Raw genomic sequence first — 21,683 nt, 5'->3', positions numbered from 1 at the left:
TCGGTACGCGCGGTATGTCCGGTCCGTCGCGCCGGCCGTCGCACTCCCTGGGCGTGCGCCCCCGTGGGCGGGGGCGCACCCGGTCTCAGTCGGTGGCCGGTGCCCGGCCGGCGGCGTTGCTCTCCGCGATGCGCTCGTGGTGGTGGATCACCTCGGCGACGATGAAGTTCAGGAACTTCTCGGCGAACGCCGGGTCGAGCTTGGCGCTCTCGGCGAGGGTGCGCAGCCGGGCGATCTGCTGGGCCTCGCGGGCCGGATCGGCGGGCGGCAGCTGGTGGCGGGCCTTGAGGTGGCCGACCTGCTGGGTGCACTTGAAGCGCTCGGCGAGCATGTGGACGACGGCCGCGTCGATGTTGTCGATGCTGTCCCGCAGCCGGGCCAGCTCCTCGCGGACGGCGGGTTCGACGGCACCGGTACCGGTGTTGCTGGTGGTCATGGGCGCACACCCTACGGGCGGGGGCCCGGGTGTCGCAGACCGTCTCAGGCGCTGAACGCCGTACGGTCCTCGTGCGGCTCGTACAGTGGGGGCAGGGTTCAGGCGCCTTGGGGGTCGGACGTGGCGAACGGCGGACCGGTCGAGCACGGGTTCCCGCACCTGGAGACGGTGCGGGCGGCGGTCACGGCGCTGTACCGGCGGCTGTCGTACGACACCGTGCGGACGTTCTCGGCCAGTGTGGCCCCGGTGGACGTGGCGTTCTGCGACACGGACGACCTGTACCTGGGTACGCAGCGGGTGGCGCACGAGCTGGTGCGGCACTACCGGCTGCCCGACGCCCGCATGATCGTGTCCTTCCGCGAGATGACCCACGCGGCGAACGTGGAACTCACGGCGGGCCCGGAGTACTTCGTCGAGCTGAACGACCGCTTCCGCACCCATCGCCAAGACATCGGCGCGGCCCTCGCGCACGAGGTGATGCACGTGTATCTGCACCGCCTCGACCTGGCCTTCCCCTCCACCCGGGACAACGAGATCCTCACCGACACGGCGACGACGTACCTGGGCGCCGGCTGGCTGCTGCTCGACGCCTACCGGGAGGACGCGGCGTCCTCGCAGAAGCTGGGGTACCTGACCCCGGAGGAGTTCGGCTACGTCCTGGCCAAGCGGGCGCTGGTGTTCGGCGAGGACCCGTCGGTGTGGTTCACGAGTCCGCAGGCCTACACGGCGTACGGCAAGGGCCTGGCCCGGGCGCGCCGGGACGAGCAGCAGCCGCCGTTGACCGCGGCCGGCTGGGCGGGCCGCCGCCGCTACGCCCGGGACCGCCGGCACGCGCAGGACCCGCACCCCGCCGGGGCGGTGGCCGGCGGCCCGGCGGCGGACGGCGGCCCGGCGGCGGACGGCGGCCCGGCGGCGGACGGCGGCCCGTACGCCTTCACCGCTCAGGCGCCGGGGCAGCTGCGGGTGTCGTTCCCCTGTCCGACCTGCCACCAGCGGATCAGGGTGCCGGTGCGGGGGCGGGTCCGGGCGCGGTGCGGGCTGTGCCGGACGGTGCTGGAGTGCGACACGTAAGTCGCCGCGCGGGGTGCGGGGCCGCTGCTTCAATGCCCTTATGACACAGGCCATCGAAGAACCGTGGGGCATCAGTGTGTTCGGCTCGGGCACGGTGCGGGCCGAGCCGTCGCTCGCTCGGGTGCGGCCGGCGGTGGACGTGCTGGAACCGTCGCCGGAGCAGGCCTTCCAGCGGGCCGGGGAGGCCGTGGCCCGGCTGCGGGAGGTGCTGCGGCGGCACGGCGTGCCGGACGCCTCGGTGTCGGGTTCCCGGCTGGGCCTCAGCTCGGAGTACGACGGTCACGCCCGTGGCCGGACGCTGCTCGGGTACCGGTGCCAGGCCTCGTACTCGGTGGAGACGGGGGCGCTGGACGACCTGGAGCGGCTGATCGCGGACGTGGTCGACGCGGGCGCGCACCGGATCGACGGCGTGGAGTTCGACGTGCGCGACAGGCCGGCGCTGCTCGACGAGGCACGGCGCAGGGCGGTGGCCGCGGCCCGCCGCAAGGCCCAGGTGTACGCGGAGGCGGCGGACGCGCGGCTGGGGCCGGTACTGCACATCCAGGACGTGGAGGCGGAGCCCGTCGCCGCGTTCCGGGCCTCCGCGGGCGGCGGCCCGCCCGGCGTGCTGGCTCCGGGCGCGGTGGAGGTGTCCGCCCGGGTCGTGCTGGGCTTCTCCCTGCGGCACTGACCGGCGCGCTCGGGCGCCTTCAGGAGGGCCGCACGATCCCCTGGGCGCGGGCGGCCGCCAGCCACTGGGGGAACTCGCCCACCAGCCGGTCGTACAGCTCGGCGTCGGTCACCTTCCGCGGGTCGCGGCCCGCGTGGAAGAACCCGGCGTTGTCGATCACCCGCTTGCCGGGCACCGCGAGTTCGTCGAGCCCCCGCAGGTACTCGAACTGGCGGCTGCCGGGGTCGCCGAAGCCGACGAACTGCCAGAACAGCGGCAGCGGCGCCGCCTTGCACAGGTAGCGTTCGGCGGCGAGCCGGTTGATCGGGCCGCCGTCGGTCTGGAAGACGACCAGGGCGGGGTGGCGGGCGCCGCTGTCCAGGTAGTGGTCGATGACGGCGTCCATGGCCAGGTGGTAGCTGGTCTTGCCCATGTGCCCGAGACCGGCCACGATCCGCTCGATCCGGCCCTGGTGGTCGGTGAGCGCGATGTCGGTGACGGCGTCGACGTCGGTGGAGAAGAACACCACCGGGACGGTGCCGTCGTCGTGCAGGGCCTGCCGTCTGGATCAGGCCGGCTGAGAGCGACGGCGCCTCCCGGCCGACCCGAGCGGGGCGTGGTGCGTGCAGCTGCAAGGCGGAGGAGGGAGTCGACGCGGAGCGTCGGCGATCGACGACAACGCGGCAGATGTGCGTGCCACGCCCCGCGACGCCGGCATGATCCAGACGGCAGGCCCTGGGTGGGCGGACAGGCTCAGCACGCGGTCGGCGAGCGCCTGGACGCTGCCGTCCTTGTAGTACGGCTTCATGGAGCCGGAGTAGTCGACGACGAGGTAGACCGCGGCCCGGGTCCCCTCCATGCCGTGCTTGGTGAGCGACACCCCGGCGGTCTTGTACAGATCGACCAGCGCGGGCGCGCTCTCCCGCACCTTGGTGAGACTGATCGCGGCCATGCGGACTCCCCCTGTCTTCCCTGCCGTGCGCCGTACGGGTGCCGAGGGTACGGCACGGCGCACCCCGCCTCCCGGCCGGTCCACCGGCATTCGTTATTTTGTTCGCCGCCGTCCCCACCGGCTCACCGTCCGACCGTCCCGAGGAGCCGGCCCCGTGGATTCCGAGTCCACCGCCACCACCTGCTACCGCCATCCCGCGGTGGTGTGCCACGTCCGCTGCACCCGCTGCGAGCGGTCCATCTGCCCGGACTGCGTGCGCGAGGCGCCCGTCGGCCACCAGTGCCCGGAGTGCGTGCGGGAAGGGGCGCGGTCGGTCCGGCGGGCCCGGACCATCGCCGGGGGCCGGATCTCGACGACGCCCGTGGTGACGTACGTGCTGTTCGCGCTGACCGTGCTGGCGTACCTGGCGGAGCTGGTGCGGCCGGAGCTCGTGGACCGGTTCGCCATGGTGGGTTCGCGGCTGGTCGCTCCTGACGGCACTCCGCTGATCGGCGACGGCGTGTTCCTCGGCTCCGGACCCCCGCGGGTGGAGGGTGTCGCCGGGGGCGAGTGGGAGCGGATGCTCACCGGCGCGTTTTTGCACCAGTCGCCCTTCGACGGCACGTTCGGACTTCTGCACATCAGCGTGAACATGGTCGTGCTGTGGCAGTTGGGGCGGGTGGTGGAGCTGATGCTCGGCCGGGTCCGCTTCGCCGTCCTGTACCTGCTGTCGGCGCTCGGGGGTTCCGTACTGGAACTGGTCCTCGCCGATCCCTGGCAGGCCTCGGTCGGCGCGTCCGGTGCGGTCTTCGGCGTGGGGGCCGCGTACTACGTGCTGCACCGCAGGCTCGGCGCCGGGACGGGGCGGGTCAACCGTTTCATGGCCGGGCTGCTGCTGTGGCTGGTGGTGTCCGCCTGGTTCACCTCGTGGCAGGGTCATGTCGGCGGCCTGCTGATGGGCGGCGCGCTGGCCCTGGCGTTCGCGTACGCGCCCCGGGACGGACGCCGGGTGGCGGTGCAGGCCGGGGCGGGGGCCGGGCTGGTGGTGCTGCTGGCGGTGACGGCGGCGGTGAAGGTGTCGGAACTGACCGGCGGAAGTGTTCCCCTATGAGAGGTGTCCCCCAATGAAACGTGCCGGAGTGCTGCTCCTCGGGGCGCTTCCCGTGATCGCCGCGGGCGTGTACTTCGCCGTGCCGGACGACTCGGCGGACCCGGCGGACACCGCGGCCGCCTCCTCGTCGTCCTCGGCCACCGCCCGGTCGACCCGCGACGACGCCAAGGACCGGGCCGAGGAGGAGCGGGCGGCGGACGACGCGCTCATCGCCGACCTGCCGCCGGGGCTCGCCGCACCGGCGAAGAAGGAGCTGGCCCAGCAGCTCGTGTCCAGCGCCGAGAACTCGACCACGAAGTGGCGCACCGCCTACGGCAGCATCCAGGACGTCGGCGACGGCGACGGGTACACCGCGGGCATCATCGGCTTCTGCACCGGCACCCACGACCTGCTCATGCTGGTCGAGCGCTACACCGAGGGCCACCCGGACAACGGACTGGCGGAGTACCTGCCCGCGCTGCGCGAGGTGGACGGCAGCGACTCGCACGAGGGCCTGGACCCGGGCTTCACGGCGGCCTGGCAGGCGGAGGCCGAGGTCCCGGCGTTCCGCGCGGCGCAGGAGGAGGAGCGCGACCGGGTCTACTTCGAACCGGCGGTGCGCCTGGCCAAGCTGGACGGCCTGGGCACGCTCGGCCAGTTCGTCTACTACGACGCGATGGTCTTCCACGGCCCCGACACCGACGCCGAGGGTTTCTACGGGCTGCGCGAGCGGGCCATGGCGAAGGCGAGGACGCCGGGGCAGGGCGGCTCCGAGAAGGCCTACCTGGAGACCTTCCTGGACGTCCGTGAGCAGGCCATGCGGGCCAAGCGGCCGGGCATCGACACCTCTCGCGTCGACACGGCCCAGCGCCGGTTCCTGACGGCCGGGAACCTGAAGCTGGCGACGCCGCTGGTGTGGGAGATGTACGGGGACACCTACCGGGTGCCCTGAGCATGCGACAGCGCCTGCCCTTGGTCCGGTCGGGGACGGGGCAGGCGCCATCAGTGTTCCGCACGCCTTTGTGCGGGACGTTCTTCGGTTGTTCCGTCCGTCAGGACGGTCGTCCGCCCCTCAGGACGGTCGTCCGTCCGTCAGACCGCGAGGGCGCGGTCGGTCGGGCGGATCGGGGCCGGCAGTTCGCTGGCCCCGGTCAGGAAGCGGTCGGCGCCGCGCGCCGCCGAGCGGCCCTCGGCGATCGCCCAGACGATGAGCGACTGGCCGCGGCCGGCGTCACCGGCGACGAACACACCCGGCACGTTGGTCTGGAAGTCGGCGTCCCGGGCGATGTTACCCCGTTCGTCGAGCGCCAGGCCGAACTGGTCGACCAGACCGTTGTCCTTGTCGGTGCCGGTGAAGCCCATCGCGAGGGTGACCAGCTGGGCCGGGATCTTCCGCTCGGTGCCCGGCTTCGAGGTGAGCTTGCCGTCGACGAACTCGACCTCGCTCATGTGCAGCCACTGGACGTTGCCGTCCTCGTCGCCCTCGAAGTGGGTGGTGGAGACGGCGTAGACCCGCTCGCCGCCCTCCTCGTGGGCGCTGGTGACCTTGTAGAGCATCGGGAAGGTCGGCCACGGCTGGCGCACCGCGTCCCGCTCCTCGCCGGGCCGGGGCATGATCTCCAGCTGGGTGACGGAGGCCGCGCCCTGGCGGTGGGCGGTGCCCACGCAGTCGGCGCCGGTGTCGCCGCCGCCGATGACGACGACGTGCTTGCCCTCGGCCGTGATCGGGGGCGCCACGTAGTCGCCCTCCTGGACCTTGTTGGCCAGCGGCAGGTACTCCATCGCCTGGTGGATGCCGTTCAGCTCGCGGCCGGGGACCGGCAGGTCGCGGGCGGTGGTGGAGCCGGCGGCGATGACGACGGCGTCGTAGCGCTTCTTGAGGCTGGTGGCCGTCAGGTCGCGGCCGACCTCGACGCCGGTGCGGAAGCGGGTGCCCTCGGCGCGCATCTGCTCTATGCGCCGGTTGATGTGCCGCTTCTCCATCTTGAACTCGGGGATGCCGTAGCGGAGGAGGCCTCCGATGCGGTCCGCGCGCTCGTAGACGGCGACGGTGTGGCCGGCCCGGGTGAGCTGCTGGGCGGCGGCCAGGCCCGCCGGGCCGGAGCCGATGACGGCGACGGTCTTGCCGGACAGGCGCTCGGGGATCTGCGGGGCGACGTCCCCGGTCTCCCACGCCTTGTCGATGATGGAGACCTCGACGTTCTTGATGGTGACCGGCGGCTGGTTGATGCCGAGCACGCACGCCGACTCGCACGGGGCCGGGCACAGGCGGCCGGTGAACTCCGGGAAGTTGTTGGTGGCGTGCAGGCGCTCGGACGCCGCCGACCAGTCCTCGCGGTAGGCGTAGTCGTTCCACTCGGGGATCAGGTTCCCGAGCGGGCAGCCGTTGTGGCAGAACGGGATGCCGCAGTCCATGCAGCGGCTGGCCTGCTTGCTGATGATCGGCAGCAGGGAGCCGGGGACGTAGACCTCGCTCCAGTCCTTGACGCGCTCGTCGACGGGGCGGGTCCTGGCGACCTCGCGTCCGTGGTTGAGAAAGCCCTTGGGATCAGCCATTGGTCGCCGCCTCCATCATCTTCTCGGTGGTCTCGGTCTCGGAGAGACCGGCCCGCTCGGCGGCGTCCTTGGCGGCGAGCACTGCCTGGTACGTGCTGGGGATGATCTTGCTGAAGCGCTCCACGGCGACGGGCCAGTCGGCGAGCAGCTTGCCCGCGACCGTGGACCCGGTCTCCTCGGCGTGGCGGCGCACCACGTCGTGCAGCCACTCCCTGTCGGCGTCGTCCAGGGCCTGGACGGCGTCGACGTTGCCGACGTTGACGTTGTCGCGGTCGAGGTCGACGACGTAGGCGATGCCGCCGGACATGCCGGCCGCGAAGTTGCGCCCGGTCTCGCCGAGGACGACCGCGTGGCCGCCGGTCATGTACTCGCAGCCGTGGTCGCCGACGCCCTCGGAGACGACCAGCGCGCCGGAGTTGCGGACGCAGAAGCGCTCGCCGACCTTGCCGCGCAGGAACATCTCGCCGCCGGTGGCGCCGTAGCCGATGGTGTTGCCGGCGATGGTGGAGTACTCGGCGAGGTGGTCGGCGCCCCGGTCGGGGCGGACGACGATCCGGCCGCCGGACAGGCCCTTGCCGACGTAGTCGTTGGCGTCGCCCTCCAGGCGCAGCGTGATGCCGCGCGGGACGAAGGCGCCGAAGGACTGTCCCGCGGAGCCGGTGAAGGTGATGTCGACGGTGTCGTCGGGCAGTCCGCCGCCGCCGAACTTCTTGGTGACCTCGTGGCCGAGCATGGTGCCGACCGTGCGGTTGATGTTGCGGATCGCGACCTGGGCGCGCACCGGGGCGGCCTGGGTGGCGTCCGCGGCGGCCAGCGCGTCGGAGGCGAGCTTGATCAGCTGGTTGTCGAGCGCCTTCTCCAGGCCGTGGTCCTGGGCGACGGCCCGGTGGCGCACCGCGCCCTCGGCCAGCGCGGGCACGTGGAACAGCGGCTCGAGGTCGAGGCCCTGCGCCTTCCAGTGGTCGACCGCGCGGGTCACGTCGAGGGTCTCGGCGTGGCCGACGGCCTCCTCGATGGTGCGGTAGCCCAGCTCGGCGAGGATCTCGCGGACCTCCTCGGCGATGAACCGGAAGAAGTTGACGATGTACTCGGCCTTCCCGGAGAACCGCTCGCGCAGCACCGGGTTCTGGGTGGCGATGCCGACCGGGCAGGTGTCCAGGTGGCAGACGCGCATCATGACGCAGCCGGAGACGACGAGCGGCGCGGTGGCGAAACCGAACTCCTCGGCGCCCAGCAGCGCGGCGATGACGACGTCGCGGCCGGTCTTGAGCTGGCCGTCGGTCTGGACGACGATGCGGTCGCGCAGGCCGTTGAGCAGCAGGGTCTGCTGGGTCTCGGCGAGGCCCAGCTCCCAGGGGCCGCCCGCGTGCTTGAGACTCGTCAGGGGCGAAGCACCCGTGCCGCCGTCGTGGCCGGAGATCAGCACCACGTCCGCGTGCGCCTTGGACACGCCCGCCGCGACCGTGCCGACGCCGACCTCGGAGACCAGCTTGACGTGGATCCGCGCCTGCGGGTTCGCGTTCTTCAGGTCGTGGATCAGCTGGGCCAGGTCCTCGATGGAGTAGATGTCGTGGTGCGGCGGCGGGGAGATCAGGCCGACGCCGGGGGTGCTGTGCCGGGTCTTGGCGACCCAGGGGTACACCTTGTGGCCGGGCAGCTGGCCGCCCTCGCCGGGCTTGGCGCCCTGGGCCATCTTGATCTGGATGTCGTCCGCGTTGACCAGGTACTCGCTCGTGACGCCGAAGCGGCCGGAGGCGACCTGCTTGATGCTGGACCGGCGCGCCGGGTCGTACAGGCGCTCCGGGTCCTCGCCGCCCTCACCGGTGTTGGACTTGCCGCCCAGCTGGTTCATGGCGATGGCGAGGGTCTCGTGCGCCTCCTGGGAGATGGAGCCGTACGACATGGCGCCGGTGGAGAAGCGCTTGACGATCTCGGAGACGGGCTCGACCTCGTCGAGCGGGATCGGCTGCCGGCCGCCGTCGCCGGTCTTGAAGCCGAACAGGCCGCGCAGCGTCATCAGCCGCTCGGACTGCTCGTTGACGCGCTCGGTGTACTTCTTGAAGATCTCGTACGTGCCGGAGCGCGTGGAGTGCTGGAGGCGGAAGACCGTCTCCGGGTCGAACAGGTGCGGCTCGCCCTCGCGGCGCCACTGGTACTCGCCGCCGATCTCCAGGGCGCGGTGGGCCGGCGCGATGCCGCTGGCCGGGTAGGCCTTGGCGTGGCGGGCGGCGACCTCCTTGGCGACGACGTCGATGCCGACGCCGCCGATCTTGGTGGCGGTGCCGTTGAAGTACTCGGCGACGAACTCCTCGTCGAGGCCGACGGCCTCGAAGACCTGGGCGCCGCGGTAGGAGGCGACGGTGGAGATGCCCATCTTGGACATGACCTTGAGGACGCCCTTGCCGAGCGCGTAGATCAGGTTGCGGATGGCCTGCTCGGGCTCGCCGTCGTCGGTCTGCAGGAAGGTGCCGGCCCGGACCAGGTCCTCGACGGACTCCATCGCCAGGTACGGGTTGACCGCGGCGGCGCCGAAGCCGATGAGCAGGGCGACGTGGTGGACCTCGCGGACGTCGCCGGCCTCGACCAGCAGGCCCACCTCGGTGCGCTGCTTGGTGCGGATGAGGTGGTGGTGGACGGCCGCGGTGAGCAGCAGCGAGGGGATCGGCGCGTGCTCGGCGTCCGAGTGGCGGTCGGACAGGACGATCAGCCGGGCGCCGTTCTCGATGGCGGCGTCGGCCTCGGCGCAGATCTCCTCTATGCGCGCGGCCAGCGTGTCGCCGCCGCCGTGCACCCGGTAGAGACCGGAGAGGGTCGCGGCCTTGAAGCCGGGCATGTCGCCGTCGGCGTTGATGTGGATGAGCTTGGCCAGCTCGTCGTTGTCGATCACCGGGAAGGGCAGCAGGACGCTGCGGCACGAGGCGGCCGTCGGGTCCAGCAGGTTGCCCTGCGGGCCGAGCGAGGAGCGCAGCGAGGTGACCAGTTCCTCGCGGATCGCGTCCAGCGGCGGGTTGGTGACCTGGGCGAAGAGCTGGGTGAAGTAGTCGAAGAGCAGCCGGGGCCGCTCGGAGAGCGCGGCGATCGGCGAGTCGGTGCCCATGGAGCCGATCGGCTCGGCGCCCGCCTTGGCCATCGGCGCGACGAGGACGCGCAGCTCCTCCTCGGTGTACCCGAAGGTCTGCTGGCGGCGGGTGACCGAGGCGTGGGTGTGCACGATGTGCTCGCGCTCGGGCAGGTCGGACAGCTCGATCTCGCCGGCTTCCATCCACTCGCCGTACGGCTGCTCGCCGGCGAGCTGGGCCTTGATCTCGTCGTCCTCGATGATGCGGTGCTCGGCGGTGTCCACGAGGAACATGCGGCCGGGCTGGAGGCGGCCCTTGCGGACGACCTTGGCGGGGTCGATGTCGAGGACGCCGACCTCGGAGCCGAGGACGACGAGGCCGTCGTCGGTGACCCAGTAGCGGCCGGGGCGCAGACCGTTGCGGTCGAGGACCGCGCCGACCTGGGTGCCGTCGGTGAAGGTGACGCAGGCGGGACCGTCCCAGGGCTCCATCATCGTGGAGTGGAACTGGTAGAAGGCGCGCCGGTCCGCGTCCATGGAGGCGTGGTTCTCCCACGCCTCCGGGATCATCATCAGCACGGAGTGCGGCAGCGAGCGCCCGCCGAGGTGGAGCAGTTCCAGCACCTCGTCGAAGGAGGCGGAGTCCGAGGCGTCCGGCGTACAGATCGGGAAGATCCGCTCCAGGTCCGCAGATGACCCGAACAGGTTCGACGCCAGCTGGGACTCGCGGGCGCGCATCCAGTTGCGGTTGCCCTTGACCGTGTTGATCTCGCCGTTGTGCGCGACGAAGCGGTACGGGTGGGCGAGCGGCCACGACGGAAAGGTGTTGGTGGAGAACCGGGAGTGCACGAGCGCGATCGCGGAGGCGAAGCGGCGGTCGGACAGGTCCGGGAAGAACGGCTCCAGCTGGCCGGTGGTCAGCATGCCCTTGTAGACGATGGTCCGCGCGGACAGCGACGGGAAGTAGACACCGGCCTCGCGCTCGGCGCGCTTGCGCAGCGCGAAGGCGTGGCGGTCCAGGGCGATGCCCCGCGAGGAGCCGTCACCCACGAAGATCTGGCGGAAGACCGGCATGGTGGAGCGGGCGGTCGCGCCCAGCATCTGCGGGGCGACCGGGACCTCGCGCCAGCCGAGGACGGTGAGGCCCTCCTCGTGCGCGATCGTCTCGATGCGCGAGACGGCGTCCTCGGTGCCGTCGACCGGCAGGAAGGCGATGCCGACGGCGTACGCCCCGGGCTCCGGCAGCTCGAGTCCGGCCACCTCGCGGAAGAACGCGTCGGGCACCTGGGAGAGGATGCCGGCGCCGTCGCCCGAGTCGGGCTCGGAGCCGGTGGCGCCGCGGTGTTCCAGGTTGCGCAGCACGGTGAGCGCCTGGTCGACCAGGGTGTGGGACGCCTCGCCGGTGAGGGTGGCGACGAAACCGACGCCGCACGCGTCGTGTTCGTTGCGGGGGTCGTACATACCCTGCGCGGCAGGGCGAGCATCCATGAAGGACCAGTTCTGGCCACTCTCGGAGTGCTGGGACGGCTGGCGCGGCGTACGCATCGGCTCTCCCGTCGTCGTCATCTGGCATGTGGCAAGTGCCGAGGGACGACGTTGGCCCTCTGCGGTGGGTGCATCAGTGGCTGAAAAATTTGGTGCAGGTTACATGATGGATTGGTTCTCGGTAAACGGGACAATCCGTTCCAGCATGCGGACACCGACGGGGTGCGGTGGGGGTTCCGCACCCGCGGGGGAAGCTATGGAGACCGAGGCGGACAGATCGGTGTCCGTCGGTCCGGGGGAGCGGAAGGGGCGTCGTCGCCCACTCCGCGCGTGCACGGCAGGCTTCGTTGCCCGCAGCGCTTACGGCTCATGCCCGGAGATTACGCACTGGAAACCTGCGAGTAACGGCTACTTATGCGGCCCGCCGCATAAGTTCGAGCCGGACTATCCTACGGCCGTTCCGAACAGGCTGCCCAGGAGATACGTCACACCGGCCGCCGCGCCGCCGAGGGCGAGCTGTCGCAGGCCGCTGTACCACCAGCTGCGGGCCGTGACCTTGGCGACCACCGCGCCGCACAGGAACAGCCCGGCCAGCGCGAGCAGCACGGCGGGCCACAGCGCACCGGCGCCGAGCAGGAACGGCAGGACGGGGAGCAGGGCGCCCAGCGCGAAGGATCCGAACGAGGACACGGCCGCGACCGTCGGCGAGGGCAGGTCGGAGGGGTCGATGCCCAGCTCCTCGCGGGCGTGTATCTCCAACGCCTGCTCGGGGTCGCTGGACAGCTGGCGGGCCACCTCGCGGGCCAGCTCCGGCTCGACGCCGCGCGCCTCGTAGAGCGCGGCCAGCTCGGCCTCCTCGTCCGCCGGGTGCTTGCGCAGCTCGCGGCGCTCCACGTCCAGCTCGGCCTCGACCAGCTCGCGCTGGGAGGCGACGGAGGTGTACTCGCCGGCGGCCATGGAGAAGGCGCCGGCGGCCAGTCCGGCGAGCCCGCTGATCACCACGGTCTGCTGGCTCGCCGTACCGCCGGCGACGCCGGTCATGAGGGCGAGGTTGGAGACCAGTCCGTCCATCGCGCCGAAGACGGCGGGGCGCAGCCAGCCGCCGTTCACGTCGCGGTGGGTGTGGTTGTCGCGGTGCGCCTCGTGCAGCGGCGCCTCGGTCTCGATGATGGCCATGAGGGTTCCCCCGGAAAGCTAGTTTGGACTCATTCCACTTTTTAACAACGCCCAATCTACGCCGATCATTTCCGTCTCGCCAGCAAGGAAAGGCTGGGCTTACCTGCGGTTTTACCTCTCGGCACTCATCCGTGATCTTGTCCGCTCATATGTCGACCGGGTGACACCGGCCCCGGTTCGGCTGCGGCGCGCACCGCACCGGGGACAGATGTGCGGAGGGAGAGGAGAGGCCGCATGGCATCCACCGCCTGCATTCCCCCGGCCCCCGCGCCGCAGGACGCCGTCGGGCTCCGCGACCGGGCCCGGGGCGCGCTGCTCGGACTGGCCGTCGGGGACGCCCTCGGAGCGCCGGCCGAGAACATGAAGCCCTCCGAGATCCGGGCCCGCTGGGGCCGCATCACGGGGTACGTGGCCGACCGGCCCGCCGGTACCGACGACACCGAGTACGCGATCTTCTCGGGCCTGCTGCTGGCCCGCCACGGCAGCGCGCTCACCCCGGCCCATGTGGAGGCGGCGTGGCACGAGTGGATCGCGGACCGGGAGGAGGGTCCGTTCCGCGGCGCGGGCTTCAGCGAACGCGGCACCCTGGAGAACCTGCGCCGGGGCCTGGCCGCCCCGATCTCGGCCCAGCACCGGCACGCCTGGAGCGACGGGCTGGCCATGCGGGCCGCGCCGCACGGCGTGTTCGCGGCCGGGCGGCCCGCCGAGGCGGCCCGGCTGGCGGCGATCGACGGCTCGGTCAGCCACGAGGGCGAGGGCATCTACGGCGGCCAGGCGGTGGCGGCGGGCGTCGCGGCGGCGATGGCCGGGGCGTCGACCGTCGCGGTGGTGGCCTCCGCCCTGGCCGTAGTCCCGGACGACTCCTGGACGGCGCGCTGTCTGCGCCGCGCGCTGACGGCGGCCCACCGCGGCGAGCGCGCGGTGCGGTCCGCGGTGGTCATCGGCGGCTACCCGTGGACCGACCTGGCCCCCGAGGCGGTCGCCCTCGCCTTCGGCGCGTACGCGGCGGCCGACGGCGACTTCACGGACTCCGTGCTGACGGCCGTCAACATGGGCCGCGACGCCGACACCACCGCCGCGGTGGCCGGCGCCCTGGCCGGCGCGACCCGCGGCGTCCACGCCATCCCCGCCGACTGGGCCAGGGCCATCGGCCCGGCCCGCGGCACCTGCCTCCCGTCGATGGCCGGCCACCACGTCCTGGAGGTGGCGGACCTCCTGACGCGGGAGGCTCCGCCGGGCGCGGCGGGCCGGGAGAACGTGCCTCGGGGTTCGGCGGGGGTGCCGGGGACCACGGTGCGGGTGCGCCGGGGCGCGGAGGCGGCGCCGTCCGGCTCAGGACCCGTACCACCGGGCACGGAAGCCCCACCGCCGAACGCGGTGCGAACACCCCGCAGCACAGAACAGGAACCGCCCGCCCCAGACCCCGCCCGGCCGAGCACGGAAGCCCCACCGCCGAACGCGGTGCGAACACCCCGCAGCACAGAACAGGAACCGCCCGCCCCAGACCTCGCACGACCGAGCACCGGAGCCCCACCGCCGAACGCGGTGGAAACGCCCCGGGGCGCGGAACAGAGGCCGTCCGGCTCGGGACGCGTACCACCGGGCACGCAAGCCCAGCCGCCGAACGCGATGGGAACCCCCCGCAGCACAGAACAGAGGCCGCCCGGCCCAGACATCGCACGACCGGGCACGGAAGCCCCACCGCCGAACGCGGTGCGAACACCCCGCAGCACGGAACAGGAAACGCCCGCCCCGAAACCCGCACGACCGAGCACCGGAGCCCCGCCACCGAGCGCGGTGGAAACGCCCCGGGGCGCGGAACAGAGGCCGTCCGGCGCGGAGCTGGCACGGCCGGGTGCGGGAGCCCTGCCGCCGGGCGTCGAGCCGACGACGGCGGACACGGTGACGCCGGCGGCACCTCCGGACGCGGAACGAACGCCGGTGCGGCCGGGCGAGGCGCAGGCGCCGTGCGATGCGCCGTGGGTGACGGGGGACTCCGGGCGGGCACCGTCGGAGGCGATCGAGGCGTCGGACCAGAAGTCGGCGCGGGGTCCCTGGACGGCCGCACCCCTCGTCCCGGGCGAAGCGCCCACCGGCGCGCTCCCGCTCGGCGACAGCGGCACCCGGCCCCCACCCCGCCCGGCCGTGCATCCGCCCGCCCCGGGCGGCCACGCGGCGGAGGCGACGTCGTGAGCAGGGCGCGCGGTGAGGTCCGGGCGACGGGCGTCACGGCGTATGTCGAAGGGCCCGGTGTGCCGGGGGTGGGCGGGTCCAGTGGGAGCGGGCACCGGCCGGGGAACGAGCCGGGAACGGCCGCGGTGTCCCGTGGGGTGTCGCTCGCCGCCCGCGTCGAGGGCCTCCTCCTCGGGCTCGCCGCGGGAGACGCCGCCGGCTGGCCGGCCGCCCGGCACCGGGCCGCCCGCATGCCGGAGTGGACGCGGCGGCTCACCCGCGAACTGGACACCTTCGCCGAACAGAACGCGACCACCACCCTTCCCGTCCCGATCGCCCTGAACCAGCCCCCGGAACCGCTGCGCCTCGGCCCCTCGGACGACGCCGAGTGGGCGGCGTTCGCCGCGGAGGCCCTGCTGCGGGCAGGCGACGACAGCGTGCTCGGGGACCTGAGCCGGGACCGCCGGATGCGCGCGGCGATCGACCTGACCTGGAACGCCGTCGCCAGCGAGGTCGCCGCCGCCACGGAGCGCGCCCCGGAGGCCGAGTCCGCGGTGCTGCCGCTGCGCGCCCGCATCTCGGTACGGGCCGGGCTCGGCAACCTCGCCGCCGGGCTGCGTCCGCCCGCCACCGGCCACGACAACCCGCACTACTTCGACGACGCCGCCTGCGTGCGGGCCTGCGTCCTCGCCGTCGCCCACCCCGGCGCCCCGCGCCTCGCCGCCGACCTCGCCGAGTTCGACGCCCGCTACACGCAGGACGGCGACGGTGTGCACGGCGCGCGGGCCATGGCGGCGGCGCTGGCCCGCGCCCTGGACGGCGCCGACGTGGACGCCTGCGTGACGGCCGCGCTCGCCGAACTCCCCGAGGCGACGGAGATCGGCCGCAACGCCCGCCAGGCCCTGGCCCTCGCGGCGGCCACCGACAGCACCTTCGCCCTGGTCCCGCTCCTGGAGCACCGCATCGTCGACCACGTCTACAGCTACGGCATCGCCGCCGCCGAGACCGTCCCGGTCGCCCTCGCCCTGGCCGTTGCCGCTCGGGGCCGGATCGCGGAGGCGGTCCCGGCGGCGGCCTGTCTGTCCCGGGTCGCGGACTCCGCACCCGCGCTGGCCGGCGCCCTCACCGGCGCCCTCGGCGGCGGCGCGTCGATCCCCGCCTCCTGGCGGGACGCCTGCCGCACCCTGCCCGGCTGCGTACTGCCCCGGCTCACCGGCACCGACCTGGTCGAACTCGCCGGTCTCCTGCACGCCACGCAACCGTCCCCACCGGAAGGACGAGGCACCACCCCATGACTCCCCCGCCCCAGGACCACAGCACCGCAGCATCCCTCGACGAGCGCGTCACCGGCGCTCTCGTCGGCGCGGCCGTCGGCGACGCCCTCGGCGGCCCCGTCGAGGGCTACTCCCCCGAGCAGATCGTCGAACGCCACGGCGGCCGCGTCCACGGCGTCGTCGGTCCCTGGAACGGCGACGCCTGGCGCACCGCCCGGCCCATCGCCCCTTACCACAAGGGCGACGGGCACGTCACCGACGACACCCTGATGACGCACGCGCTGGTGCGGGTCTACGGCACGGTCCGCGACCACCTCGACGCCTACGCGGTCGCCGAACACCTGGTCCCGGACCTGATCGCGAACCCGCGCTGGATCCCGGAACTGGAGGCCGAGGCACTGCCGCTCCAGCGGATCTTCCTCGCGGAGAAGTGGCTGGCCGCACGGATCCACTACGGCCACGTGGACCCGCGCGAGGCGGGCACCGGCAACATCGTCAACTGCGGTGCCGCGATGTACATGGCCCCGGTCGGCCTGGTCAACGCCGCCCACCCCGCGGCCGCCTACGCCGAGGCGCTGGACGTCGCGGGCGCGCACCAGTCGTCGTACGGCCGGGAGGCGGCCGGTGTCTTCGCGGCGGCGGTGGCCGCGGCCTGCGCGCCGGGCGCGACCCCGGACTCGGTGGTCGCCGCCGGTCTGTCCCTGGCCAAGGACGGCACCCGGGCCGCGATCGAGGCCGGGTGCGAGGTGGCCGCACGCCACTCGGACTTCGAGTCGGCGCTGGCACCGCTGCGGGCGGCGGTGGCCCCGTACGACACGGTGGGACCCGACTACCGCGCTCCCTCGCTCGGCGCCCGCCGCCCCTCGCGCCTGCACGCGATCGAGGAACTGCCGGTCGCGCTCGGCATGCTGCTCGTGGCCGGCGGCGACTTCCGGCACGCGGTGCTCGGCGCGGTCAACTACGGCCGCGACTGCGACTCCATCGCCACCATGGCGGGCGCGCTGGCCGGGGCGCTGGGATCGCCGGTCCCGGAGGACTGGGCCAAGACCGTCGCGGAGGCGAGCCGCCTGGACCTGTGGGAACCGGCGGCGGCGCTCACCGCGGTCGCGCGGGAGGTCTTCGCGCGTGACGTACGGCGCCGCCGGGCCCACGAGGAGGCGTTCGCCGCGATCGGGGGCGTCGGATGCTCCGGCTGACCTGGGTCCAGCCCGAGGACCTGGTCGGCCACGAGCTGCGCCAGGCACGGCTGGACGGCCGTGACGCGTCGGCGGTCGCGGCCCGCTGGCGCGCGGCGGGCGGTGGCGAGGCACCGGCCCGGGCGGGCGCCTCGCCCGGACCCGCCTCCCCCCGCCTGAGCCGGCTGGCGGAGGACCTGCTGGACGAGCTGGCCGGCCTGCCCAGTCCCCTGGCGGCGGCCGAGCCGACGGAACTCGACCGGATCAGGGCACTGTGCCCCGACTGGCCCGCCCCGCACCCCGGAGCCCGTGTGTCGCCCGGCCGGCTGGAGGCCGCCTGGCTCGGCCGCGCCGTCGGCTGCCTCCTCGGCAAACCCGTCGAGAAGCTCTCCCTCACCGGTATCCGGCTGCTCGGCCGGGCCGTCGGCAACTGGCCCCCGACCGTGTACTTCACCGCCCGGGGCGTCCCCGGCGACCTGCTCACCGCGTACCCCTGGAACCGTCGCTCCGCGCCGACCTCCCTCGCCGAGAACATCGACGGCATGCCGGAGGACGACGACCTCAACTACCCGCTGCTCGCCCTCCTGCTCCTGCGGCGCCACGGCAGGGCCTTCACCACCGGCGACGTGGCCCGCGTCTGGCTCGACGAACTCCCGCCCGGCCGCACCTTCACCGCCGAGCGCGTCGCCCTGCGCAACCTCCTCACCGGACTGGAACCGCCGCACACCGCCCGCCACCGCAATCCCTTCCGCGAGTGGATCGGCGCCCTGATCCGCGCCGACGTGCACGGCTGGACCAACCCGGGCGACCCGGGTGCCGCCGCCGAGCAGGCGCACCGCGACGCGACCCTCAGCCACACCGGCATCGGCGTCCACGCGGCCATGTTCGCGGCGGCCGTCATCGCCGCCGCCGCACCCGACGGCGCACCCGACGTGCACGCCTGTCTGCGCGCCGGACTCGCGGTCGTCCCGCCCGGTTCCCGCCTCGCCGGGGCCGTCCGGCACGCCGTAGGGCTCGCGGGCGCGCACGCCGACTTCGACACGGTCGTGGACCGGCTCCACGCCGTCCACTCCCCGGCCCACCACTGGGTGCACGCGATCCCCAACACCGCCCTGATCGCCGCCGCGCTCACCCACGCGGACGGCGACTTCACCGGCTCGGTCTCCCGCGTCGTCTCCGGCGGCTGGGACACCGACTCCAACGGCGCCACCGTGGGCGGCGTCGCCGCACTGCTCGCCGGTTGTCCCGCCGCGCTGCCCGAGCACTGGACGGCCCCGCTGAAGAACCGCCTGGCCACCTCCGTCGGCGACTTCGACGGCACCGGCTTCGACACCCTCGCCCACCTCACCCACCGGGAGGCCACCCGCCCATGCCCGAGCCCGCCGCCCCCGCCCCCGTCTCCGCTCCCGTCGTCTCCGCTCCCCTGACCGGCCTGCGCGTCCTCGACCTCGCCACGCTCTTCGCGGGACCGCTCGCCGCCACCATGCTCGGCGACTTCGGCGCCGAGGTGATCAAGGTCGAGCACCCCACCCGGCCCGACCCCTCCCGGGGACACGGTCCCTCGAAGGACGGGGTGGGCCTGTGGTGGAAGCTGCTGGGCCGCAACAAGCACACGATCACCCTGGACCTGTCGAAACCCGCCGGGCGCACCACCCTGCTGCGGCTCGCCGCCACCGCCGACGTCGTCGTCGAGAACTTCCGGCCGGGCACCCTGGAGAAGTGGGCCCTGGGCTGGGACGAGCTGTCCGCCGTCAACCCGCGCCTGGTCCTGACCCGGGTCACCGGCTTCGGCCAGTTCGGGCCGTACGCGCGCCGTCCCGGCTTCGGCACCCTCGCCGAGGCCATGAGCGGTTTCGCCGCGATGACCGGCGAGCCCGACGCGCCGCCGACGCTGCCGCCGTTCGGCCTCGCGGACTCGATCGCGGCGCTGGCGACGGCGTACGCCGTGATGACCGCGCTGGCCGCCCGGGAGCGCACCGGCGAGGGCCAGGTCGTCGACATGGCGATCATCGAGCCGATCCTGACCGTGCTGGGCCCGCAGCCCCTCTGGTACGACCAGCTCGGCCACGTCCAGCCGCGCACCGGCAACCGCTCGCAGAACAACGCCCCGCGCAACACCTACCGCACCGCCGACGGCACCTGGGTCGCCGTCTCCACCTCGGCCCAGTCGGTCGCCGAGCGGGTGATGCGGCTGGTGGGCCGCCCGGAGCTGATCGACGAGCCCTGGTTCGCGACGGGCGCCGACCGGGCCCGGCACGCCGACGTGCTGGACGCGGCGGTCGGGGACTGGATCGCCCGGCACCGCCGCGCCGACGTGCTCGCCGCCTTCGAGAAGGCCGAGGCGGCCGTCGCGCCGGTCCAGGACGTGCGGGACGTCATGGCCGACCCGCAGTACCAGGCCCTCGACACCGTCACCACGGTCGACGATCCCGAGCTGGGCCCGCTGCGCATGCAGAACGTCCTCTTCCGGCTCTCCGCCACCCCGGGCGCGATCCGCTGGGCGGGCCGCCCGCACGGCGCCGACACCGAGGAGGTGCTGACCGGGCTTGGGCTCACCCCGGCGGACGTCAAGGAGCTGCGCGAGGAGGGCGTCGTATGACCGTACCCCCGCTGACCTGGCTGTACGTGCCGGGGGACCGGCCCCCGGTGGTCGCCAAGGCGCTGGCCGCCGGTGCCGACGTGGTGGTCGTCGACCTGGAGGACGCGGTCGCCGCCGACCGCAAGGAGTACGCCCGCGACGCCACGGCCGAGCTGCTCACCGAGCCGCAGCCGGTGCCGGTGCACGTCCGCGTCAACGCCCTGGACGGTCCGCTCGCCGCCGGGGACCTGGCGGCGCTGGCCGCGCTGCCGGGGCTGTCCGGGCTGCGGCTGCCCAAGGTGACGTCGCCGGAGCAGGTGACCGGCGTCGCCGCGCTGACCGGCGGACCGCCGCTGTACGCCCTGCTGGAGACGGCGCTGGGGGTGGAGCGGGCGTACCGGATCGCCGCGGCCCATCCGGCACTGCGCGGGATCGCCCTCGGCGAGGCGGACCTCCGTGCCGACCTGGGCGTGCGCGGGGACGCGGGCCTGGACTGGTCGCGCTCGCGCGTGGTCGTGGCCGCGCGGGCGGCGGGCCTGGCGCCGCCGTCCCAGACGGTGCATCCGGACACCCGGGACCTGGAGGGCCTGGCGGCGTCCTGCGCCCACGGCCGCGCCCTGGGCTTCCTGGGGCGGGCCGCGATCCACCCGCGCCAGCTGCCGATCATCGAGCGGGCCTATCTGCCCACCGAACGGGAGCTGGAGGAGGCGGAGACGATCGTCAAGGCGGCCACGGTCCAGCCGGGTGCGCAGGCGCTGCCGGACGGCCGGTTCATCGACGCGGCGGTGGTGGCGACGGCCCGGCGGACGCTGTCGCTGGCCCGGCGGCCCGCCCTGTCCTGAACCCCGGCCCCGGCATACGCCAAGGGCGCCCGGAGAGACCCGGGCGCCCTCGGCGGCGTACCTCGCGGGCGGGGTCAGCCCTTCTTGGCGGAGTCGGCGCCGTTGGTCACGCCCTCGGCGTCCTTCGCGTCGTCCGCGGCATCCGCGTCGTCTGCTTCGTCCGCACCCGACGTGTCCTTGGGGGCCTCGGTGGCGTCGGTCGCGTCGGTCTTCCCCGCGGCGTCCGCGTCGTCCGCGTCGTTCTCGGTGTCCTTGACGTCCTCGGCGTCCTCGGCGTCCCTTTCCACCGCGGAGCCGGTGTCACCGGTGGCGGACTCCGCGCCCGGCTCCACCACGGCCTCCCGGCCCGGCCGCTTCCGCGCCGAGAGCACGATGTACAGCACGGCGAGCAGGAACACGAAGAGCGCGGTCCAGTTGTTCAGCCTGAGACCCAGGATGTGGTGGGCGTCGTCGACGCGCATGTACTCGATCCAGAACCGGCCCGCGCAGTACGCCGCCACGTACAGGGCGAAGGCGCGCCCGTGGCCGAGCTTGAAGCGGCGGTCGGCCCAGATGACGAGCAGCGCGACGCCGATGCACCAGAGCGACTCGTACAGGAACGTCGGGTGGTAGGTGCCCGGCAGCCGTCCGTCGGCCGTCGAGGTGATCTCCACGGCCCACGGCAGGTCGGTCGCCTTGCCGTACAACTCCTGGTTGAACCAGTTGCCCCAGCGGCCGATGGCCTGCGCGAGGGCGATGCCGGGGGCGACGGCGTCGGCGTAGGCGGGCATCGGGACGCCCCGGCGGCGGGCACCGATCCAGGCACCCACCGCGCCGAACGCGATGGCGCCCCAGATGCCGAGGCCGCCCTCCCAGATCTTGAAGGCGTCGACCCAGTCACGGCCCTCGCTGAAGTACAGCTGGTAGTCCGTGATCACGTGGTAGAGGCGTCCGCCGATCAGGCCGAAGGGAACGGCCCAGACCGCGATGTCGGCCACCGTGCCCGGCCGCCCGCCCCGGGCGACCCAGCGCTTGTTGCCGAGCCAGACGGCAACGAAGACGCCGATGATGATGCAGAACGCGTAGCCGCGCAGCGGGATGGGACCGAGGTGCAGCACCCCGCGCGACGGGCTGGGAATGAAGGCAAGTTCCATGGCAGGGTCGACGCTACCGTGTCGGACGGGGGGCGCGGCGGGCAGCCCGGCTACGGG

The 21,683-nt window shown here is 73.6% G+C and carries 15 protein-coding genes and 2 pseudogenes; 10 read left to right on the top strand and 7 right to left on the bottom strand.

Annotation, left to right across the window (positions count from 1 at the left end; translation table 11 throughout):
• Window positions 1-85 precede the first annotated feature (85 nt).
• Window positions 86-436, bottom strand: coding sequence for a chorismate mutase (locus ACFV9J_RS08460; protein WP_385351703.1), 351 nt, complete (start codon window positions 434-436; stop codon window positions 86-88).
• 120 nt (window positions 437-556) lie between these two features.
• On the opposite strand from ACFV9J_RS08460, the gene ACFV9J_RS08455 reads away from it, so the two are divergent.
• Together ACFV9J_RS08455 and ACFV9J_RS08450 are read left to right on the top strand one after the other, a co-directional pair.
• On the top strand, window positions 557-1,507 hold the full coding sequence (locus ACFV9J_RS08455) for a hypothetical protein (protein WP_385351700.1): 951 nt from the start codon (window positions 557-559) through the stop codon (window positions 1,505-1,507).
• Window positions 1,508-1,547: 40 nt separating this feature from the next.
• Entirely contained in the window at window positions 1,548-2,177 is a 630-nt protein-coding gene (locus ACFV9J_RS08450; protein ID WP_385351697.1) for an SIMPL domain-containing protein, read from the top strand.
• A 19-nt stretch (window positions 2,178-2,196) separates the two neighbouring features.
• Here ACFV9J_RS08450 and ACFV9J_RS08445 read toward each other — a convergent pair.
• Window positions 2,197-2,709 (bottom strand): annotated as a pseudogene (locus tag ACFV9J_RS08445) (VWA domain-containing protein); the annotation flags it as partial.
• A 186-nt stretch (window positions 2,710-2,895) separates the two neighbouring features.
• Window positions 2,896-3,108, bottom strand: a pseudogene (locus tag ACFV9J_RS08440) (VWA domain-containing protein); the annotation flags it as partial.
• Between the two features lie 154 nt (window positions 3,109-3,262).
• On the opposite strand from ACFV9J_RS08440, the gene ACFV9J_RS08435 reads away from it, so the two are divergent.
• Window positions 3,263-4,198 carry a rhomboid family intramembrane serine protease gene (locus tag ACFV9J_RS08435; protein ID WP_385351694.1) on the top strand — a complete coding sequence of 312 codons (936 nt, stop codon included), beginning with the start codon at window positions 3,263-3,265 and terminating at the stop codon, window positions 4,196-4,198.
• 13 nt (window positions 4,199-4,211) lie between these two features.
• A complete protein-coding gene (locus ACFV9J_RS08430) occupies window positions 4,212-5,129 on the top strand; it encodes a chitosanase (RefSeq protein WP_385351692.1) in 918 nt (305 codons plus the stop codon).
• A gap of 140 nt (window positions 5,130-5,269) precedes the next feature.
• Here ACFV9J_RS08430 and ACFV9J_RS08425 read toward each other — a convergent pair whose 3' ends face one another.
• The 3 genes from ACFV9J_RS08425 to ACFV9J_RS08415 form a co-directional block, all read right to left on the bottom strand.
• Complete coding sequence (locus ACFV9J_RS08425) at window positions 5,270-6,733, bottom strand: glutamate synthase subunit beta (protein ID WP_385351689.1); 1,464 nt, start codon at window positions 6,731-6,733, stop codon at window positions 5,270-5,272.
• Window positions 6,726-11,336, bottom strand: a complete 4,611-nt coding sequence (gltB, locus tag ACFV9J_RS08420; RefSeq protein WP_385351686.1) for a glutamate synthase large subunit — start codon at window positions 11,334-11,336, stop codon at window positions 6,726-6,728. Before gltB ends, ACFV9J_RS08425 begins: the two co-directional genes overlap by 8 nt.
• 384 nt (window positions 11,337-11,720) lie before the next feature.
• The gene (locus ACFV9J_RS08415; protein WP_385351683.1) at window positions 11,721-12,452 is read right to left on the bottom strand and encodes a VIT1/CCC1 transporter family protein; all 732 of its coding nucleotides are present in this window, start codon (window positions 12,450-12,452) and stop codon (window positions 11,721-11,723) included.
• A gap of 234 nt (window positions 12,453-12,686) precedes the next feature.
• On the opposite strand from ACFV9J_RS08415, the gene ACFV9J_RS08410 reads away from it, so the two are divergent.
• Genes ACFV9J_RS08410 through ACFV9J_RS08385 form a run of 6 tightly spaced genes read left to right on the top strand, consistent with a single transcriptional unit; the run spans window position 12,687 to window position 20,493 of the window.
• Complete coding sequence (locus ACFV9J_RS08410; protein ID WP_385351680.1) at window positions 12,687-14,645, top strand: ADP-ribosylglycohydrolase family protein; 1,959 nt, start codon at window positions 12,687-12,689, stop codon at window positions 14,643-14,645.
• Window positions 14,642-15,919: an ADP-ribosylglycohydrolase family protein gene (locus ACFV9J_RS08405; RefSeq protein ID WP_385351677.1), complete on the top strand. Its 1,278-nt coding sequence runs from the start codon at window positions 14,642-14,644 to the stop codon at window positions 15,917-15,919. The genes ACFV9J_RS08410 and ACFV9J_RS08405 overlap by 4 nt, the downstream gene beginning before the upstream one ends.
• Window positions 15,916-17,094, top strand: a complete 1,179-nt coding sequence (locus ACFV9J_RS08400; RefSeq protein ID WP_385351674.1) for an ADP-ribosylglycohydrolase family protein — start codon at window positions 15,916-15,918, stop codon at window positions 17,092-17,094. Before ACFV9J_RS08405 ends, ACFV9J_RS08400 begins: the two co-directional genes overlap by 4 nt.
• Complete coding sequence (locus tag ACFV9J_RS08395; protein ID WP_385351672.1) at window positions 17,082-18,500, top strand: ADP-ribosylglycohydrolase family protein; 1,419 nt, start codon at window positions 17,082-17,084, stop codon at window positions 18,498-18,500. Before ACFV9J_RS08400 ends, ACFV9J_RS08395 begins: the two co-directional genes overlap by 13 nt.
• Window positions 18,443-19,672 (top strand): CaiB/BaiF CoA transferase family protein, encoded by a 1,230-nt coding sequence (locus ACFV9J_RS08390; protein WP_385351669.1) that lies wholly within the window; start codon window positions 18,443-18,445, stop codon window positions 19,670-19,672. The genes ACFV9J_RS08395 and ACFV9J_RS08390 overlap by 58 nt, the downstream gene beginning before the upstream one ends.
• The gene (locus ACFV9J_RS08385; protein WP_385351666.1) at window positions 19,669-20,493 is read left to right on the top strand and encodes an HpcH/HpaI aldolase/citrate lyase family protein; all 825 of its coding nucleotides are present in this window, start codon (window positions 19,669-19,671) and stop codon (window positions 20,491-20,493) included. The genes ACFV9J_RS08390 and ACFV9J_RS08385 overlap by 4 nt, the downstream gene beginning before the upstream one ends.
• Window positions 20,494-20,567: 74 nt before the next feature.
• Here the strand turns inward: ACFV9J_RS08385 and lgt are convergent, their stop codons facing one another.
• Window positions 20,568-21,626 carry a prolipoprotein diacylglyceryl transferase gene (gene lgt, locus ACFV9J_RS08380; RefSeq protein ID WP_385351663.1) on the bottom strand — a complete coding sequence of 353 codons (1,059 nt, stop codon included), beginning with the start codon at window positions 21,624-21,626 and terminating at the stop codon, window positions 20,568-20,570.
• Window positions 21,627-21,683: the final 57 nt, after the last annotated feature.

Source organism: Streptomyces sp. NPDC059906, assembly GCF_042730645.1.
GTDB lineage: Bacteria > Actinomycetota > Actinomycetes > Streptomycetales > Streptomycetaceae > Streptomyces > Streptomyces rubrogriseus.
The sequence above is the reverse complement of the archived record's forward strand: the minus strand, read 5'-3'. Positions and strand labels throughout refer to the sequence as shown.

Bases quoted from the DNA above. Each gene is read 5' to 3' on its own strand.
- ACFV9J_RS08460 (WP_385351703.1), bottom strand. From the start codon at position 436: ATGACCACCAGCAACACCGGTACCGGTGCCGTCGAACCCGCCGTCCGC.
- ACFV9J_RS08450 (WP_385351697.1), top strand. From the start codon at position 1,548: ATGACACAGGCCATCGAAGAACCGTGGGGCATCAGTGTGTTCGGCTCG.
- ACFV9J_RS08430 (WP_385351692.1), top strand. From the start codon at position 4,212: ATGAAACGTGCCGGAGTGCTGCTCCTCGGGGCGCTTCCCGTGATCGCC.
- ACFV9J_RS08425 (WP_385351689.1), bottom strand. From the start codon at position 6,733: ATGGCTGATCCCAAGGGCTTTCTCAACCACGGACGCGAGGTCGCCAGG.
- gltB (WP_385351686.1), bottom strand. From the start codon at position 11,336: ATGCGTACGCCGCGCCAGCCGTCCCAGCACTCCGAGAGTGGCCAGAAC.
- ACFV9J_RS08415 (WP_385351683.1), bottom strand. From the start codon at position 12,452: ATGGCCATCATCGAGACCGAGGCGCCGCTGCACGAGGCGCACCGCGAC.
- ACFV9J_RS08410 (WP_385351680.1), top strand. From the start codon at position 12,687: ATGGCATCCACCGCCTGCATTCCCCCGGCCCCCGCGCCGCAGGACGCC.
- ACFV9J_RS08400 (WP_385351674.1), top strand. From the start codon at position 15,916: ATGACTCCCCCGCCCCAGGACCACAGCACCGCAGCATCCCTCGACGAG.
- ACFV9J_RS08395 (WP_385351672.1), top strand. From the start codon at position 17,082: ATGCTCCGGCTGACCTGGGTCCAGCCCGAGGACCTGGTCGGCCACGAG.
- ACFV9J_RS08390 (WP_385351669.1), top strand. From the start codon at position 18,443: ATGCCCGAGCCCGCCGCCCCCGCCCCCGTCTCCGCTCCCGTCGTCTCC.
- ACFV9J_RS08385 (WP_385351666.1), top strand. From the start codon at position 19,669: ATGACCGTACCCCCGCTGACCTGGCTGTACGTGCCGGGGGACCGGCCC.
- lgt (WP_385351663.1), bottom strand. From the start codon at position 21,626: ATGGAACTTGCCTTCATTCCCAGCCCGTCGCGCGGGGTGCTGCACCTC.